The 16,641-nt window shown below is 64.8% G+C and carries 17 protein-coding genes; 16 read left to right on the top strand and 1 reads right to left on the bottom strand.

The window, feature by feature from the left end:
* Positions 1 to 95 precede the first annotated feature (95 nt).
* From rpsP to G7007_RS10180, 11 genes are all read left to right on the top strand, one after another.
* Entirely contained in the window at positions 96 to 347 is a 252-nt protein-coding gene (rpsP, locus tag G7007_RS10230) for a 30S ribosomal protein S16 (protein WP_181101429.1), read from the top strand.
* Positions 348 to 352: 5 nt separating this feature from the next.
* Positions 353 to 889: a ribosome maturation factor RimM gene (gene rimM / locus G7007_RS10225; RefSeq protein ID WP_181101427.1), complete on the top strand. Its 537-nt coding sequence runs from the start codon at positions 353 to 355 to the stop codon at positions 887 to 889.
* A gap of 3 nt (positions 890 to 892) precedes the next feature.
* The gene (trmD, locus tag G7007_RS10220; RefSeq protein WP_181101425.1) at positions 893 to 1,645 is read left to right on the top strand and encodes a tRNA (guanosine(37)-N1)-methyltransferase TrmD; all 753 of its coding nucleotides are present in this window, start codon (positions 893 to 895) and stop codon (positions 1,643 to 1,645) included.
* 42 nt (positions 1,646 to 1,687) lie between these two features.
* The gene (gene rplS / locus G7007_RS10215; protein WP_003252148.1) at positions 1,688 to 2,038 is read left to right on the top strand and encodes a 50S ribosomal protein L19; all 351 of its coding nucleotides are present in this window, start codon (positions 1,688 to 1,690) and stop codon (positions 2,036 to 2,038) included.
* A 100-nt stretch (positions 2,039 to 2,138) separates the two neighbouring features.
* Positions 2,139 to 2,549: an acyl-CoA thioesterase gene (locus G7007_RS10210; protein WP_181101423.1), complete on the top strand. Its 411-nt coding sequence runs from the start codon at positions 2,139 to 2,141 to the stop codon at positions 2,547 to 2,549.
* Between the two features lie 268 nt (positions 2,550 to 2,817).
* On the top strand, positions 2,818 to 3,714 hold the full coding sequence (gene xerD, locus G7007_RS10205) for a site-specific tyrosine recombinase XerD (protein WP_181101421.1): 897 nt from the start codon (positions 2,818 to 2,820) through the stop codon (positions 3,712 to 3,714).
* 151 nt (positions 3,715 to 3,865) lie between these two features.
* Complete coding sequence (locus tag G7007_RS10200; RefSeq protein ID WP_181101419.1) at positions 3,866 to 4,609, top strand: DsbC family protein; 744 nt, start codon at positions 3,866 to 3,868, stop codon at positions 4,607 to 4,609.
* A gap of 79 nt (positions 4,610 to 4,688) precedes the next feature.
* Entirely contained in the window at positions 4,689 to 5,993 is a 1,305-nt protein-coding gene (locus G7007_RS10195) for a homoserine dehydrogenase (protein WP_144936744.1), read from the top strand.
* A 185-nt stretch (positions 5,994 to 6,178) separates the two neighbouring features.
* Positions 6,179 to 7,588, top strand: a complete 1,410-nt coding sequence (gene thrC, locus G7007_RS10190) for a threonine synthase (RefSeq protein ID WP_181101417.1) — start codon at positions 6,179 to 6,181, stop codon at positions 7,586 to 7,588.
* A 152-nt stretch (positions 7,589 to 7,740) separates the two neighbouring features.
* Positions 7,741 to 8,181, top strand: a complete 441-nt coding sequence (locus tag G7007_RS10185) for a histidine kinase (RefSeq protein WP_181101415.1) — start codon at positions 7,741 to 7,743, stop codon at positions 8,179 to 8,181.
* Positions 8,182 to 8,261: 80 nt separating this feature from the next.
* Positions 8,262 to 8,543, top strand: coding sequence for a DUF3509 domain-containing protein (locus tag G7007_RS10180; RefSeq protein ID WP_181101413.1), 282 nt, complete (start codon positions 8,262 to 8,264; stop codon positions 8,541 to 8,543).
* Positions 8,544 to 8,702: 159 nt separating this feature from the next.
* Here G7007_RS10180 and G7007_RS10175 read toward each other — a convergent pair whose 3' ends face one another.
* Complete coding sequence (locus tag G7007_RS10175; RefSeq protein ID WP_181101411.1) at positions 8,703 to 9,902, bottom strand: CaiB/BaiF CoA transferase family protein; 1,200 nt, start codon at positions 9,900 to 9,902, stop codon at positions 8,703 to 8,705.
* Positions 9,903 to 10,031: 129 nt separating this feature from the next.
* Here G7007_RS10175 and G7007_RS10170 point away from each other — a divergent pair, with 129 nt between their 5' ends.
* The 5 genes from G7007_RS10170 to G7007_RS10150 all read left to right on the top strand — a co-directional run bounded on the left by G7007_RS10170 (position 10,032) and on the right by G7007_RS10150 (position 16,637).
* Positions 10,032 to 10,574: a YaeQ family protein gene (locus G7007_RS10170; protein ID WP_181101410.1), complete on the top strand. Its 543-nt coding sequence runs from the start codon at positions 10,032 to 10,034 to the stop codon at positions 10,572 to 10,574.
* 28 nt (positions 10,575 to 10,602) lie between these two features.
* Positions 10,603 to 12,312, top strand: a complete 1,710-nt coding sequence (recJ, locus tag G7007_RS10165) for a single-stranded-DNA-specific exonuclease RecJ (protein WP_181101408.1) — start codon at positions 10,603 to 10,605, stop codon at positions 12,310 to 12,312.
* 103 nt (positions 12,313 to 12,415) lie between these two features.
* A complete protein-coding gene (locus tag G7007_RS10160) occupies positions 12,416 to 13,522 on the top strand; it encodes an NADH:flavin oxidoreductase/NADH oxidase (RefSeq protein ID WP_181101406.1) in 1,107 nt (368 codons plus the stop codon).
* 616 nt (positions 13,523 to 14,138) lie between these two features.
* A complete protein-coding gene (locus G7007_RS10155) occupies positions 14,139 to 14,903 on the top strand; it encodes a tellurite resistance TerB family protein (RefSeq protein WP_181101404.1) in 765 nt (254 codons plus the stop codon).
* A gap of 171 nt (positions 14,904 to 15,074) precedes the next feature.
* Complete coding sequence (locus tag G7007_RS10150) at positions 15,075 to 16,637, top strand: methyl-accepting chemotaxis protein (RefSeq protein WP_445675778.1); 1,563 nt, start codon at positions 15,075 to 15,077, stop codon at positions 16,635 to 16,637.
* The last annotated feature ends 4 nt before the right edge of the window (positions 16,638 to 16,641 follow it).

Below are 16,641 nucleotides of genomic sequence, written 5' to 3'. Positions count from 1 at the left end.
AAGCCCGTATATTCCTTGAGAATATGCGGCCTTTTGGGCACCCGTGCCCACTGTGCATTCAGATTTGCAGCACCGACTACAGGAACGATGTTCACATGGTAACCATCCGTCTTGCCCGTGGCGGCTCCAAAAAGCGCCCATTCTACCACCTGACCGTGACCAACAGCCGTAACGCCCGTGATGGCCGTTTCGTCGAGCGTATCGGTTTCTTCAACCCGATCGCAGCTGGCGGCGAAGTTCGTCTGTCGGTCGATCAGGAACGTGTCACCTACTGGCTGAGCCAGGGTGCGCAGCCGTCTGAGCGTGTTGCTCAGCTGCTGAAGGACGCTGCCAAGGCCGCTGCCTGAGCACTATGAACGCGACGCCAGAAAACGCGGACGACCTGATCGTCGTCGGCAAGATCTTTTCGGTTCACGGCGTTCGCGGCGAGGTGAAGGTGTACTCCTTTACCGATCCGATTGAAAACCTGTTGGATTACCCCCGCTGGACGCTTCGGCACGAAGGCGTGGTAAAGCAGGCAGAGCTGGTCAGCGGTCGTCCCTCGCAAAAGGGATTGGTCGTCAAGCTCAAGGGCCTCGACGATCGCGACGAAGCACGGCTTCTGAGCGGTTACGACATCTGTGTCGAGCGAAGCCTTTTGCCCAACCTGACCGACGGCGAGTACTACTGGTACCAGCTGGTGGGTCTGAGCGTCATCAACCAGGACGAACAGCTGTTCGGCAAGGTGGATCACCTGTTGGAGACCGGCGCGAACGATGTACTGGTGGTACGGCCCTGCGCAGGCAGCCTGGACGATCGCGAACGCTTGTTGCCCTACACGGCGCAATGCGTGCAAGCCATCGATCTGGATGCAGGCGTGATGCGGGTCGACTGGGACGCGGACTTCTGACCGATGGGTAACCTTCGCGTCGATGTGGTCACGTTGTTCCCCGAGATGTTTTCGGCCATCACGGCGTACGGCATTACCAGCCGCGCGGTGAAACAGGGGTTGCTCGAGGTGACCTGCTGGAACCCGCGGGACTACACCACGGACCGACACCACACGGTGGACGATCGGCCCTTCGGTGGCGGCCCAGGCATGGTGATGAAGATCAAGCCTCTGGAAGATGCCTTGGCCAGCGCCAGGCAGGCGACCGGAGCACAGGCTAAGGTGATCTACCTGTCGCCGCAAGGCCGCAAGCTGACGCAGCAAGCGGTCAAGGACCTGGCACAAGCAGGATCGTTGATCCTGATCGCCGGTCGTTACGAAGGCATCGACGAGCGTTTCATCGAGACGCATGTCGATGAGGAGTGGTCGGTTGGCGACTATGTTCTGTCCGGTGGCGAGCTGCCGGCCATGGTGCTGATCGATGCGGTTACGCGACTGCTGCCCGGAGCTTTAGGGCATGTGGACTCGGCGGAAGAGGATTCCTTTACCGACGGTCTGCTGGACTGCCCGCACTATACCCGACCTGAGGTGTATGCGGATCGGCGCGTACCCGACGTGTTGCTCAGTGGCAACCATGCACACATCCGGCGTTGGCGAATGAAGCAATCCCTCGGGAGAACCTTCGAGCGACGCGCCGATCTTCTGGAAAGTCGCTCGCTTTCTGGAGAAGAGAACAAGCTGCTCGAGGAATATCTCCGCGAGCGGAACGATAGTTAAACGTATCGATGGTGGATCGAACATCCGCCTTAGGAGCACAGCATGACCAACAAGATCATCCAGCAGCTCGAAGCCGAGCAGATGAGCAAGGAAATCCCGACCTTCGCACCCGGCGACACCGTCGTCGTTCAGGTGAAAGTGAAGGAAGGCGAGCGTTCCCGTCTGCAGGCATTCGAAGGTGTCGTGATCGCCAAGCGTAACCGCGGTCTGAACAGCGCCTTCACCGTGCGCAAGATCTCCAGCGGCGTTGGCGTCGAGCGTACCTTCCAGACCTACAGCCCGCAGATCGACAGCCTGGCCGTGAAACGTCGTGGTGACGTGCGTAAAGCCAAGCTGTACTATCTCCGCGACCTGTCCGGCAAAGCCGCTCGCATCAAGGAAAAACTGTCCTGAGTGCAGTTTGACCGGTGGCCCAGGCCACCTCGCGAGACAAAAAGCAGCCTTCGGGCTGCTTTTTTGCTATGTGCCTTCCCCGTTTTCGTGAAGCGATGCCATGACGACCCGTGACCATGAAATCCAGCGCCGTACCGAATCGTCGGTCACGCGCGTGACCAAGGCGGTATTCCCGTCCACCACCAATCACCACAACACCCTGTTCGGCGGCACGGCCCTGGCCTGGATGGACGAAGTCTCGTTCATCGCCGCGACCCGTTTCTGCCGGCTGCCGTTGGTGACGGTGTCGACCGACCGGATCGACTTCAAGCATCCGATCGCGGCCGGTTCCATCGTCGAGCTGGTCGGGACGGTGGTCAGGGTCGGCACCACCAGTCTGCAGGTGGAGGTCGAGGTCTTCGTCGAGGACATGTACGTGGATGGGCGCGAGCGAGCGATCCATGGCGTGTTCAGCTTCGTGGCGATCGACGAGGACAAGCGGCCCGTGCCGGTGTTGCCGGTGGGGGAGTGAGCTGCAAGCCGTAAGCCGTAAGCCATAAGCTGCAAGCTGGACTGCGGCGCTGTGTGAATGTTGATTGAATGAATAATGTCGGCGCGACTTGCTCTAGCTTGTAGCTTGTAGCTTGTAGCTTGTAGCTTGTAGCTTGTAGCTTGTAGCTTGTAGCTTGTAGCTTGTAGCTTGTAGCTTGTAGCTTGTAGCTTGTAGCTTGTAGCTTGTAGCTTGTAGCTTGTAGCTCGAAGCTCGAAGCTCGAAGCTCGCCGCCCCGCCCAGGTAGCCCATGCCCGCACTCGACCATCCTCTGATCGATCCCTTTCTCGACGCCCTGTGGCTGGAAAAAGGGCTGTCCGATAACACACGTGTGTCCTATCGCAGTGACCTCGTCCTGTTCAACGGGTGGTTGCAGACGCATGGCGTTACGCTAGAAGCGGTAGGGCGCGAGCTGATCCTCGATCACCTGGCCTGGCGCGTGGACCAGGGCTACAAGCCGCGCTCCACGGCGCGCTTCATCTCAGGGCTGCGTGGGTTCTTCCGCTACCTGCTGCGCGAAGGCCATGTGGCGGTCGATCCGACCCTGCTGGTGGACATGCCGCAATTGGGCAAGCCGCTGCCCAAGTCCCTGTCGGAGGCCGATGTCGAGGCGCTGTTGCAGGCGCCGGACCTGGGTGAGCCGATCGGCGAACGCGATCGGGCCATGCTCGAGGTGCTGTATGCCTGCGGGCTACGGGTGACCGAGCTGGTGAGTCTGCGGCTCGACCAGGTCAACCTGCGCCAGGGCGTGCTGCGGGTGATGGGCAAGGGCAGCAAGGAGCGCCTGGTGCCGATGGGGGAGGAGGCGGTGGTCTGGGTCGAACGCTACCTGCGGGGTGGCCGTGCCGACCTGCTCAACGGACGGCCGAGCGATGTGCTGTTTCCCAGCCAACGGGGCGAGCAGATGACTCGGCAGACCTTCTGGCACCGCATCAAGCACCACGCGCAGGTCGCCGGCATCGACAAGAGCCTGTCGCCGCATACCTTGCGTCACGCCTTCGCCACGCACCTGCTCAACCATGGCGCCGACCTGCGCGTGGTGCAGATGTTGCTGGGGCACAGCGACCTGTCCACCACACAGATCTATACCCACGTGGCCAAGGCACGTCTGCAGCAGTTGCATGCCGAGCACCACCCGCGTGGATGAGCGGCGCTCATGTTGCGCCAGACGGCCCGTGAGTGTCGGTCAGTGGCTTCGGGTTGTGGTAGGCTTGGGCGCTTTGTAGCCGGCGCTGCCGGGCCGCCCAAGGGCGTCCGGCAGGCAGCCGTGTCGTTCTTGTCCGCCTCCAGGAGTTTTCATGCGCGTGACCCCGCTCTTCGCCGCCGCCACCCTGGCGCTGGCCAGCACGTTCGCCGTTGCGGCGAGTCCTGATCCGGCCGCCGAGCAGGCCATTCGCAAGACGCTCAAGACCCTTGAACTGGACGTACCAGTGGAGAGCGTGTCGGCCAGCCCGATCAGTGGCCTCTACGAGGTCCAGCTTCAGGGCGGCCGTGTCCTGTACGCCAGCGCCGATGGGCAGTTCGTGATGCAGGGCTACCTGTTCCAGGTCCAGGACGGCAAGCCGGTCAACCTGACCGAGCAGACCGAGCGCACGGGCGTGGCCAAGCTGATCAACAGCATTCCCGTGGGTGAAATGGTAGTTTATCCTGCCCAGGGCAAGGCCAAGTCGCACATCACCGTGTTCACCGACACCACCTGCCCGTACTGCCACAAGCTGCACGCCGAAGTGCCCGAACTCAACCGTCGCGGTATCGAAGTGCGCTACGTCGCCTTCCCGCGCCAGGGGCCCGGCTCGGCGGGCGACGAGCAGTTGCAGGCGGTCTGGTGCTCCAGCGATCGCCGCGCGGCGCTGGACAAGCTGATCGACGGCAAGGACGTCAAGGCCGCCAGCTGCGCCAACCCGGTCACCAAGCAGTTCCACCTCGGCCAGTCGATCGGCGTCAACGGGACGCCTGCGATCGTGCTGGAGAGCGGCCAAGTCATTCCGGGGTATCAGCCCGCGCCACAGCTGGCCAAGCTGGTCCTGGGCGAAGCCAAGTAATCTAATCTGACGCCGTCGCCATGGGGAGACGGCTGTTTTCACGGTCGGCACGTCGTCGGCCGTTCATGGGGAGTTGACAGTGAAACCGGTCAAAGTAGGCATCTGTGGGTTGGGGACCGTCGGTGGCGGTACCTTCAATGTGCTTCAGCGCAACGCCGAGGAAATCGCCCGGCGGGCCGGCCGTGGCATCGAAGTGGCGCAGATCGCCATGCGTTCGCAGAACCCCAACTGTCAGATTGCCGGTACCCCCATTACCGCCGATGTGTTCGAGGTCGCGAGCAACCCCGAGATCGACATCGTCATCGAACTGATCGGCGGCTACACCCTGGCGCGCGATCTGGTGCTCAAGGCCATCGAGAACGGCAAGCACGTGGTCACCGCGAACAAGGCGCTGATCGCCGTGCATGGCAACGAAATCTTCGCCAAGGCCCGCGAGCAGGGCGTGATCGTTGCCTTCGAAGCCGCCGTGGCCGGTGGCATCCCGGTGATCAAGGCCATCCGCGAAGGCCTGTCGGCCAACCGGATCAACTGGCTGGCCGGCATCATCAACGGCACCGGCAACTTCATCCTCACCGAGATGCGCGACAAGGGCCGCACCTTCCCCGATGTGCTCGCCGAAGCGCAGGCCCTGGGCTATGCCGAGGCCGACCCGACCTTCGACGTCGAAGGCATCGACGCGGCCCACAAGCTGACCATCCTGGCCTCGATCGCCTTCGGTATCCCGTTGCAGTTCGACAAGGCGTACACCGAGGGCATCACCCAGTTGACCACGGCTGACGTCAACTACGCCGAGGCCCTGGGCTACCGCATCAAGCACCTGGGCGTGGCCCGCAGCACCGACAGCGGTATCGAGCTGCGCGTGCACCCGACCCTGATCCCGGCCGACCGCTTGATCGCCAACGTCAACGGCGTGATGAACGCGGTCATGGTCAACGGCGATGCCGCCGGTTCGAGCCTCTACTATGGCGCTGGCGCCGGCATGGAGCCGACCGCCTCGTCGGTGGTCGCCGACCTGGTCGACGTGGTCCGCGCCATGACCTCCGATCCGGAAAACCGCGTGCCGCACCTGGCCTTCCAGCCCGACGCGCTGTCGGCCCATCCGATCCTGCCGATCGAGGCCTGCGAGAGTGCCTATTACCTGCGCATCCAGGCCAAGGATCACCCAGGTGTGCTGGCCCAGGTCGCGAGCATCCTGTCCGAGCGCGGCATCAACATCGAGTCGATCATGCAGAAGGAAGCCGAGGAGCAGGATGGCCTGGTGCCGATGATCCTGGTCACCCACCGCGTCATCGAGCAGCGCATCAACGATGCCATCGTCGCGCTGGAAGACCTGCAGGACGTGGTCGGCAAGGTGGTTCGTATTCGGGTCGAGCAGTTGGGCTGAGGGGGTGAGCGGCAAGTGGCAAGCTGCAAGCTGCAAGCCGGAACCCTTCGCTTTCGAGACCCTAGAATTCATTACAGTCGCGCGGGACGACAGAACATAACGCTCAGGCACCACAGGCAAGCTTGAAGCTTGAAGCTCGTCACTTGCAGCTTATGTTCCCACCCCGCGCCCAGAGGTTTGCACACATGCGCTACATCAGCACTCGCGGCCAGGCCCCGGCCCTGAACTTCGAAGACGTCCTGCTGGCGGGCCTTGCCAGCGACGGCGGCCTTTACGTGCCGGAAAACCTGCCGCGCTTCACCCAGGAAGAGATCGCCTCCTGGGCTGGCCTGCCGTACCACGAGCTGGCCTTCCGCGTCATGCGCCCGTTCGTCGAAGGCAGCATTGCCGATGCCGATTTCAAGCGGATCCTCGAAGAGACCTATGGCGAGTTCGCCCATGCTGCCGTGGCGCCGCTGCGCCAGCTCGACAGCAACGAATGGGTCATGGAGCTGTTCCACGGCCCGACCCTGGCGTTCAAGGATTTCGCCCTGCAACTGCTTGGCCGCCTGCTCGATCACGTGCTGCTCAAGCGTGGCGAGCGTGTGGTGATCGTCGGCGCCACCAGTGGCGACACCGGTTCGGCCGCCATCGAAGGCTGCCGCCGGTGCGACAACGTCGACATCTTCATCCTGCACCCGCACCAGCGCGTGTCGGAGGTGCAGCGTCGGCAGATGACCACCATCCTCGGCGAGAACATCCACAACATCGCCATCGAAGGCAACTTTGACGACTGCCAGGAGATGGTCAAGGCCAGCTTCGCCGACCAGTCCTTCCTCAAGGGCACTCGTCTGGTGGCAGTGAACTCCATCAACTGGGCGCGAATCATGGCCCAGATCGTCTACTACTTCCACGCGGCGCTGCAGCTGGGCGGGCCGGCGCGTTCGGTGGCCTTCTCGGTGCCGACCGGCAATTTCGGCGACATCTTCGCCGGTTACCTGGCGCGCAACATGGGGCTGCCGATCAGTCAGCTGGTGGTCGCCACCAACCGCAACGACATCCTTCATCGCTTCATGAGCGGCAATCGCTACGTCAAGGAAACCCTGCACGCCACCCTGTCGCCGTCGATGGACATCATGGTGTCGTCGAACTTCGAGCGCCTGCTGTTCGACCTGCACGGTCGCAGTGGCGCGGCGATCGCCGAGCTGATGGATCGCTTCCGTCAGGGCGGCGGCTTCACGGTGGAAGAAGACCGCTGGACCGAAGCGCGCAAGCTGTTCGATTCCCTGGCCGTCAGTGACGAGCAGACCTGCCAGACCATCGCCGAGGTCTTTGCCCGTACCGGTGAAGTGCTCGACCCGCACACGGCCATCGGCGTCAAGGCCGCGCGCGAGTGCCGTCGCAGCCTGGACACCCCGATGGTGATCCTGGGCACCGCGCATCCGGTCAAGTTCCCCGAGGCCGTGGAGCAGGCGGGCGTGGGCAAGGCCTTGGAACTGCCGAGCCACCTGAGCGACCTGTTCAGTCGAGAAGAGCGTTGTACGGTACTGCCCAACGACCTCAAGGCTGTCCAGGCCTTCGTGGCGCAGCATGGCAATCGCGGCACGCCGCTGTAAGCCAGTCCTGGAAAACGGCGCCACACGGCGCCGTTTTCAATTTGCCGTCACGCCATTTCTTCACGCCCTTCAGCTATTTCCTACAGACCGCTCCAGAAGACCTTCCCTACAGTGGCCGGCCTCATCGTGCTCGTCTATTGCAGGAGAAGCGCATGGACCGTCTGAGTGTTCTGATCCACCAGCACAGCCCCTTTCACCAGATCCATCTGCACCAGGCCCTGAACGCGCAGGGCGTGTTCGACGTCCGTGTGACCGAGGACCCGGCCTTGGCCTGCACCTGGCTGGCGCGTGAGCGTCCGCTCGACCTGCTGGTGGTGGACCATGGCATCCGCCTGGCAGACGGCGTGCGCTTGCTCGAACGGCTGGCCCGCGGGCAAGGTGCGCGTGCCGCGTTGTTCGTCGGGCACCCGCGTGGTGGCGAGTACGACCTGGCGCAACAGGCGCGGGCGTCGGGCCTGTGGGTACTGGGCGAACTGGACTGGCCATTGTCGACCCGTGCGCTGGCGCAGCACCTGCACACCTTGCGTCGAAGCAGCCCGCGCCTGCGCTCGCGGTGTCAGCAAACGGTGATGGCAACGTCGCATGCGCGTTGAGCGGCGCCAGGCAGGGGCGAACTTTCCCTGTCCTGGCACGGTCAGTCTTCCTACCTAACCAGCACAAGCGAGTGAGTCGGATGGAACGAATCTGCAAACTGCTCAATGAAGCCTTGACTCCGTATCACGCCACCCTCGGCGAAGCCGATGCCCGCTCGATGCGTGACCTGTCGCTCTTCGACCGCCAAGGTCGCCTGGTGCTGCAACGCGCCGTGACCCCCTCGCAATTGCAAGACCAGCGTCTGCTGGTGGATTTGGTAGACGGACTGCACCGTGACCTGCAAATCGCCGAAGGGCGCTTGCAGCCCTGCGTGATCGCTGCGCTGCAGCACTGTCAGCAATCGATGGGAACCTTCGCCTGAGGGTATCGTCAGACAGGCAGTGGCAGTCGTGCGGCGCTTTGCTCCGGTGTTGGCTGGCTGCCTCGGAAAGCCCCCAGAGGCTTTCGCTTGACCCCGGGCGTCTTCCCCAACGCCTGGGGTTTCTTTTTTCGGGTGCGCACGCGGTTCCCGTCGGCGGCCCTAGACCACGCCCCGCGCCTTCAACCCTCTGATTGCCTCATCGTCGAATCCCAGGTCCGCCAGGACCGCCCCGGTGTGCTCGCCCAACGCCGGTCCTACCCACTCGGTACTGCCAGGCGTTTCCGACAGCTTCGGCACGATCCCCGGCATGCGGAACGCCTTGCCGTCGGGCAGCGTGGCCGGCAGGAACATTTCCCGGGCCAGAAACTGCGGGTCGCTGAACATGTCTTCGGCCGAGTAGATGCGGCTGGCCGGCACGCCAGCGGCGTTGAGTACCGCCATGACCTCGTCCAGAGGCAACCCGCCTGCCCAGCGATCGATCACTCCATACAGCTCGTCGCGCCGCGCGTCGCGACCGTCGTTGCTCGCCAGCGTCGGGTCGTCGGCCAGGTCGGGGCGATCGATGGCACGCATGAAGCGCTGGAAGATCGCATCGCCATTGGCGCCGATCTGCACATGGCGGCCATCGGCGCAGGTGTGGATGGAGGAGGGCGTGATGCCCGGCATGATGTTGCCGGTGCGCTCGCGGATGAACCCGAACACGTCGAACTCCGGCACCATGCTTTCCATCATCGCGAAGATCGCTTCGTACAGCGCCACGTCCACCACCTGGCCTTGCCCGCCGTTGACCTCGCGATGACGCAGTGCCATGAGCGCGCCGATCACGCCCCACAGCGCCGCGATGGAGTCGCCGATGGAAATGCCGGTGCGTACGGGCGGCCGGTCCTCGAAGCCGGTGATGTAGCGCAGGCCGCCCATGGACTCGCCGACCGCGCCGAAGCCGGGCTGGTCCTTCATCGGTCCGGTCTGGCCGAACCCCGACAGCCGGACCATGACCAGGCGTGGGTTGAGCGCATGCAGCACGTCCCAACCCAGGCCGAGCTTCTCCAGCACCCCGGGGCGAAAATTCTCGATCAGGACATCGGCTTCGGCCAGCAGCCGCTTGAGCACGTCCAGCCCTTCGGGGTGCTTGAGGTTGAGCGTCAGCGAGCGCTTGTTGCGCGCCTGCACGAACCACCACAGGGAGGTGCCCTCGTAAAGCTTGCGCCATTTGCGCAACGGATCACCGCCATCAGGCGATTCGATCTTCACGACCTCGGCACCGAACTCGGCGCAGATCCGTGAGGCGAACGGGCCGGCGATCAAGGTGCCGAGTTCGACGACCTTGAGGCCGGCGAGGGGTTTGCTGGACGTAGTCATGGCGCATCCATGGCGGTGGGAACAGGCGCCTGGTTTTACCACAGGCCCTCGTCAGGCCGATACCGCTGCGGCCCACCCGGCGACAGGATCAGGTAGACTGTGCGCCTTTTCTTGCAGAAGCCCGCGTCCATGGCCCAGCCGTCCACCACCTACAAGTTCGAACTCAACCTGACCGACCTCGACCGAGGTGTCTACGAAAGCGTTCGCCAGACCATCGCCCGCCATCCGTCCGAGACCGAAGAGCGGTTGGCCGTGCGCTTGCTGGCCTATGCGCTGTGGTACAACGAGCAGCTGTCGTTCGGGCGCGGTCTGTCGGACGTCGACGAAGCCGCCTTGTGGGAACGCAGCCTGGACGATCGCATCCTGCACTGGATCGAAGTCGGCCAGCCGGACGCCGAGCGCCTGACCTGGTGCTCGCGCCGCACCGAGCGCACCAGCCTGCTGGCCTACGGCAGTCTGCGTGTCTGGCAGGGCAAGGTGGTCGATGCGGTCAAGGGCTTGAAGAATCTGAACATCGCCGCCGTGCCGCAAGAGGTGCTGGAGGTCCTGGCCAAGGACATGCCGCGCACCATCAAGTGGGACGTGATGATCAGCGAAGGCACCGTGTTCGTCACCGATGACCGTGGTCAGCACGAAGTCCAGCTCGAGTGGCTGCTCGGCGAGCGCGGCTGATTTCCTCCGATTCCGACTGAAGATGGCCATGCGTATCGAACCCCGCCCCCTGCCTGACACCCTGCCGTTCCTCGGGCCACTGCCGCCTTTGCTCACACGCCTGTACGCCGCGCGTGGCGTGCAGTGCGAAGGCGAGCTGGACAAGCGCCTGGCGCGCCTGCTGCCATACCAGCAGCTCAAGGGGATCGACACGGCGGTCGCGCTGCTGGTGCAGGCGATCGAGGCGCGCCAGCGGATCCTCATCGTCGGCGACTTCGATGCCGACGGCGCCACCGCCAGCACCGTCGGTGTGCTCGGCCTGCGCCTGCTGGGTGCCGCCCACGTCGACTACCTGGTGCCCAACCGCTTCGACTACGGTTACGGGTTGACGCCGGAGATCGTCGAAGTCGCCTTGCAGCGCCAGCCAGACCTGCTGCTGACCGTGGACAACGGCATCTCCAGCGTCGAAGGGGTCGCTGCCGCCAAGGCCGCCGGGCTCTCGGTACTGGTCACCGACCACCACCTGCCGGGGCCGCAGTTGCCCGACGCCGACGCCATCGTCAATCCGAATCAGCCCGGCTGTCCGTTCCCGAGCAAGTCGCTGGCCGGGGTCGGGGTCATCTTCTACGTGCTGATGGCCTTGCGCGCGCGCCTGCGCAGCCTGGGCCGCTACGACGCCCAGCCACAGCCGAACATCGGCGAACTGCTGGACCTGGTGGCACTGGGCAGCGTGGCGGACGTGGTACCGCTGGATGCCAACAACCGCATCCTGGTCCACCAAGGCCTCGAGCGCATCCGCGCGGGTCGCGCACGGCCTGGCATCAAGGCCATCCTCGAGGTCGCCCGGCGTGACCACCAGCGCATCAGCTCCACCGACCTGGGTTTCATCCTGGGCCCCCGGCTCAATGCCGCAGGCCGGCTGGACGACATGAGCCTGGGGATCGAATGCCTGCTGTGCGACGACCCGGACCTGGCGCGTGACATGGCCGCCCAGCTCGACGACCTCAACCGCGACCGCAAGTCCATCGAGCAAGGCATGCAGCGCGAGGCGCTGGCGCAGCTCAAGGACCTGCCCCTCGAATCCATGCCCTATGGGCTGTGCCTGTTCGACGCCGACTGGCACCAGGGCGTGATCGGCATCCTGGCCTCGCGCTTGAAGGAGCGCTACCACCGTCCGACCATCGCCTTCGCCGACGCCGGTGACGGCATGCTCAAGGGGTCGGCACGTTCGGTGCCCGGTTTTCACGTGCGCGATGCCCTGGATGCGGTGGCGGCCCGTCACCCTGCGCTGATCAGCAAGTTCGGCGGGCATGCGATGGCCGCCGGGCTGTCGCTGCCGGCCGAGCATTTTCCCGCATTCGCCGAGGCGTTCGACGAGGAGGTGCGACGCCAGTTGTGCGAGGATGACCTGACCGGTCGCCTGCTGTCGGACGGTACCCTGGCCGTGGAGGAGTTCCACTTGGAGCTGGCGCGCGCCCTACGGCATGCCGGCCCCTGGGGCCAGCATTTCCCAGAGCCGCTGTTCCACGGAGTGTTCCAGCTGGTCGAGCAACGCATCGTCGGCGAGCGTCATCTGAAGGTGGTGCTCAAGAGCGAATGCGGCAGCGTGCGCCTGGACGGGATCGCCTTTGGCGTCGATCTCGCCGTCTGGCCCGACCCTGCCGTGCGCTGGGTGGAAGTGGCCTACAAGCTGGACGTCAACGAGTTTCGCGGCCAGGAAAGCGTCCAGTTGCTGATCACGCACCTCGAACCGCGCTGAACCGGGTACGGCAAAACGGGTCTAGGCTCAGAGAAGCCGGCATGCGGCTTGCCCTCCACGGGTGAGCACGGCCGGTCCCCTTGCCGCCTTCGGAGGACCTTCCATGAGCCTGCTGCTCGAGCCGTACACCCTGCGCCAGCTGACCTTGCCCAACCGCATCGCGGTCTCGCCGATGTGCCAGTACTCCAGCGTCGATGGCCTGGCCAACGACTGGCATCTGGTCCACCTGGGCAGCCGTGCCGTCGGGGGCGCCGGCCTGGTCATGACCGAAGCCGTCGCGGTGACGCCGGACGGCCGCATCACCGCCGAAGACCTTGGGCTGTGGCACGACGCGCAGATCGCACCGCTGCAGCGCATCACCCGTTTCATCGTCGCCCAGGGCTCGGTACCGGCCATCCAGCTGGCCCATGCCGGCCGCAAGGCCAGTACCTACCGCCCCTGGTTGGGCAAGCATGGCAGCGTGTCGATCGAGGCAGGCGGCTGGCAACCGGTCGGGCCATCGGCGATCGCTTTCGACCCGGAGCACACCGCGCCCGTGGAACTGAGCGAAGCGCAGATCAAGGGCCTGGTGCAGGCGTTCGTGGCATCGGCCCGACGCGCACTGGACGCAGGCTTCAAGGTGGTCGAGCTGCATGCTGCCCATGGCTACCTGCTGCATCAGTTCCTCTCGCCGCTGAGCAACCAGCGCCGCGACAGTTACGGGGGCAGTTTCGAAAACCGTATCCGCCTGACGCTGGAAGTGACCGAAGCGGTACGCGAGGTCTGGCCCCAGGAGCTGCCGCTGTTCGTGCGCGTCTCGGCCACCGATTGGGTCGAGGATGGCTGGAACCCCGAGGAAACCGTCGAATTGGCCAAGCGCCTGAAAGCCGTGGGCGTGGACGTGATCGACGTGTCCTCGGGCGGCACCTCGGCCAATGCCGAGATCCCGACCGGGCCAGGGTACCAGACGCGCTTCGCCGAAAAGGTGCGCAAGGAGTCGGGGCTGGCTACCGGTACGGTGGGCATGATCACCGAGCCGGCCCAGGCCGAGCACATCCTGCGCACCGGGCAGGCCGACCTGATCTTCCTGGCCAGGGAGCTGCTGCGTGATCCCTACTGGCCGTTGCATGCCGACGACGACCTGGGCGGCAAGCAGGCCGTCTGGCCGGCGCAGTACCAGCGTGCCACGCACCGTGATCAGCCGATTCATGAGTCGGACCTGCGCGACTGACGGCAAGGCCCTGGATCGCATCCGGCCTGTGACGCAGCGAATACCACGCGCCGGATACCTGTCATGCCAGGCACCTTGCTCGCGTAAAGATCTTCAAGGAAGCATTTGCCTGTCTTGTGGCCCCTGCGGGCCCAATCGCGGCCGGTCCGGCGCCCCGGCAGGGGCCGCACGGAAGGCGCACCAGTCTGGCAGATCAGCAATGCGACCCAACGTGTGTGGGCTTGCCCGCGATGCAGGCGGTGATGGGTCGGACGCCAGCGCGGGCAAGCCCGCTCCCACAGGGGGATGAACTGCTCTGCCAGATCGGCGATGTGGTCCACCTCGTTAGGCAAGACCTTGAAAGCCCTGGCCTTTCAGGCCCCATCGCGGCTCAAGGAGCGGCCCCTGCCGGGGCGCCGGACCGGCCGCGATTGGGTCCGTCAGGGCCCACATCTGCACTTGACGGAAACCATGGCATTCCCAAGACCGCAATGGGCTTCGGATCCTGCCAGCCATTGTCCTGTTCCGCCTGCGACAGTGCAGCGGACTCCCACGCAACATCCCGAAGCACAATCTTTTAAGCGCCCATTAAGCCAGCGCCTCTAATCTGCAAGCCACTTCCTTCAGGAGACTGCAGATGAACACCCGTGCCTTGCTCGAAAACCTGTTCAAATCCGGCCAATCGCTGCTTCAGGACCGTGCCTCAGGCAAGGGGGGCGGTCTGAGTGATCTGCTGGGCGCTGCCAAGGGCGGCGGTGGGCTGGGCAGTCTGCTCGGGGGTGGCAAGGGCCAGTCGGGCGGCCTGGGTGACCTACTGTCGGGCGCCGGGGGCGGCGCCATGGCTGCCAGTGCCCTAGGCGTGCTGATGGGCAGCAAGAAGGCCCGCAAGTACGGCGGCAAGGCCCTGACCTATGGCGGGCTGGCCGCTCTGGGTGTGCTGGCCTACAAGGCGCTGGGCAACTGGCAGGCACGCCAGGGGCAGGCTGGCGCCGCCGAGCCACGGACGATCGACCGCCTGCCCGCCGACCAGGCCGAGCAGCACAGCCAGGCCATCCTCACGGCCCTGGTGGCTGCCGCCAAGGCCGACGGGCACGTCGATGAACAGGAGCGGGCGGCCATCGAGGGCGAATTCGTCAAACTGGACAACGACCCGGCCATGCAGCAGTGGCTGCACGAGCAGCTGGAGCGCCCCCTGGACCCGGCCGAGGTTGCACGCGCGGCGCAGACACCGGAAATGGCCGCCGAGATGTACCTGGCCAGCGTCATGGTGGTGGATCAGGAAAGTTTCATGGAACGCGCCTACCTCGACGAACTGGCCCGCCAGCTGAAGCTGGAGCCTGCCCTGCGCCAGGAGCTCGAAAGCCAGGCCAAGGCCGCTGCGGATGCCACGCCTGGCCTGTGATGCCTGACAGGGGCAAGGACGCCCGTTCGCGATCAGATCAGCCGCAACGTGTAGGACGCGTGCGCTATACTTCGGCGATTTTTCCGCTCGTTGTATCGCTGAGGGCTGACCGTGAAGAACTGGACACTGCGCCACCGCATCCTGGCAAGCTTTGCCGTGATCATCGCCATCATGCTGCTGATGATCGTGGCCGCCCATTCCAGGCTGGTGGCCATCGAGGCCAGCGAAGAGGCCGTCGGCTCGGACAGCATTCCTGGCGTGTACTACAGCTCGATGATCCGCAGCGCCTGGGTCGACAGCTACGTCACCAGCCAGCAACTGGTCGGCCTCAGTGGCCATCGCGAAATCACCTCGACGGACCTTGAGCTCTACAAGAACTTCGAGGACCGCCTCAAGCAGCACATGGCCAGTTATCAAGGCACCATCCGCACCCCGGAAGACCAGGCCAGCTTCGATGTCTTCGTCAAGCTGCAGCATGACTACCTGGCGCTGATCGACCAGGTGTTGGCGGCCTACCGGCAGCGCAACTATGCCCAGGCCGAGCGGTTGATCACCGACCAGCTGACACCGGTCTGGATGGAAGGGCGCAAGCACCTCAACACGGTCATCGAACGCAACCGTGAAGCCGCCGACCAGGCCAGCGATGCGATCGTCGCCGCCGTGGCCACGGCCAAGGGCAGCATGATCGTGTCCCTGGCGCTGGCGATCGTCGCCGCCGGGGTCTGCGGCTTGCTCCTGCTGCGCACCATCACCACGCCCATGCGTGCCATGGTCGACGCCCTCGATCGCTTGCGATCCGGGGACCTGAGCATGCGTCTTGACCTCGACCGCAAGGATGAATTCGACGCCGTGCAGACCGGTTTCAACGAGATGGCCGAGTCGTTGGCCGTCCTGGTGTCGCAGGCCCAGCGTTCATCGGTGCAGGTGACCACCTCGGTCACCGAGATCGCGGCCACCTCGCGTCAGCAGCAGGCGACCGCGACCGAAACCGCTGCGACCACGACCGAGATCGGCGCCACCTCGCGGGAAATCGCCGCCACCTCCCGCGATCTGGTACGCACCATGACCGAGGTGACCTCGGCCGCCGACCAGGCTTCGGTACTCGCCGGTTCGGGCCAGCAGGGGCTGGCGCGCATGGAAGAGACCATGCACCAGGTGATGGGCGCGGCCGAGCTGGTCAACGCCAAGCTGGCAATCCTCAACGAGAAGGCCGGTAACATCAATCAGGTCGTGGTGACCATCGTCAAGGTCGCCGACCAGACCAACCTGCTGTCGCTCAACGCGGCCATCGAGGCTGAGAAAGCCGGTGAGTACGGGCGGGGCTTCGCCGTGGTGGCCACGGAGGTGCGTCGCCTGGCCGATCAGACCGCCGTGGCCACCTACGACATCGAGCAGATGGTGCGCGAGATCCAGTCTGCCGTGTCGGCCGGGGTCATGGGCATGGACAAGTTCTCCGAAGAAGTGCGCCGAGGCATGTTCGAGGTGCAGCAGGTGGGTGAGCAACTGACCCAGATCATTCACCAGGTGCAGGCCCTGGCGCCCCGCGTGCTGATGGTCAACGACGGCATGCAGGCCCAGGCCACCGGCGCCGAGCAGATCAACCAGGCCCTGGCCCAGCTCAGCGACGCCAGCACCCAGACCGTCGAGTCGTTGCGCCAGGCCAGCTCGGCCATCGACGAGCTGAGCCAGGTCGCGGTCGGCCTGCGCGGCGGCGTGTCGCGCTTCAAAGTCTGAAGCC

It is taken from the genome of Pseudomonas entomophila, assembly GCF_013523125.1.
In the GTDB taxonomy this organism is placed as follows: Bacteria; Pseudomonadota; Gammaproteobacteria; order Pseudomonadales; family Pseudomonadaceae; genus Aquipseudomonas; species Aquipseudomonas entomophila_B.
Note: the sequence above shows the minus strand (reverse complement) of the source record. Positions and strands in the feature narration are given on the sequence as shown.

Bases quoted from the DNA above. Each gene is read 5' to 3' on its own strand.
- rplS (WP_003252148.1), top strand. From the start codon at position 1,688: ATGACCAACAAGATCATCCAGCAGCTCGAAGCCGAGCAGATGAGCAAG.
- G7007_RS10185 (WP_181101415.1), top strand. From the start codon at position 7,741: ATGGACCGTCTGAGTGTTCTGATCCACCAGCACAGCCCCTTTCACCAG.
- xerD (WP_181101421.1), top strand. From the start codon at position 2,818: ATGCCCGCACTCGACCATCCTCTGATCGATCCCTTTCTCGACGCCCTG.
- G7007_RS10175 (WP_181101411.1), bottom strand. From the start codon at position 9,902: ATGACTACGTCCAGCAAACCCCTCGCCGGCCTCAAGGTCGTCGAACTC.
- G7007_RS10160 (WP_181101406.1), top strand. From the start codon at position 12,416: ATGAGCCTGCTGCTCGAGCCGTACACCCTGCGCCAGCTGACCTTGCCC.
- trmD (WP_181101425.1), top strand. From the start codon at position 893: ATGGGTAACCTTCGCGTCGATGTGGTCACGTTGTTCCCCGAGATGTTT.
- G7007_RS10170 (WP_181101410.1), top strand. From the start codon at position 10,032: ATGGCCCAGCCGTCCACCACCTACAAGTTCGAACTCAACCTGACCGAC.
- G7007_RS10150 (WP_445675778.1), top strand. From the start codon at position 15,075: ATGCTGCTGATGATCGTGGCCGCCCATTCCAGGCTGGTGGCCATCGAG.
- thrC (WP_181101417.1), top strand. From the start codon at position 6,179: ATGCGCTACATCAGCACTCGCGGCCAGGCCCCGGCCCTGAACTTCGAA.
- G7007_RS10210 (WP_181101423.1), top strand. From the start codon at position 2,139: ATGACGACCCGTGACCATGAAATCCAGCGCCGTACCGAATCGTCGGTC.
- G7007_RS10200 (WP_181101419.1), top strand. From the start codon at position 3,866: ATGCGCGTGACCCCGCTCTTCGCCGCCGCCACCCTGGCGCTGGCCAGC.
- rpsP (WP_181101429.1), top strand. From the start codon at position 96: ATGGTAACCATCCGTCTTGCCCGTGGCGGCTCCAAAAAGCGCCCATTC.
- G7007_RS10180 (WP_181101413.1), top strand. From the start codon at position 8,262: ATGGAACGAATCTGCAAACTGCTCAATGAAGCCTTGACTCCGTATCAC.
- rimM (WP_181101427.1), top strand. From the start codon at position 353: ATGAACGCGACGCCAGAAAACGCGGACGACCTGATCGTCGTCGGCAAG.
- recJ (WP_181101408.1), top strand. From the start codon at position 10,603: ATGCGTATCGAACCCCGCCCCCTGCCTGACACCCTGCCGTTCCTCGGG.
- G7007_RS10155 (WP_181101404.1), top strand. From the start codon at position 14,139: ATGAACACCCGTGCCTTGCTCGAAAACCTGTTCAAATCCGGCCAATCG.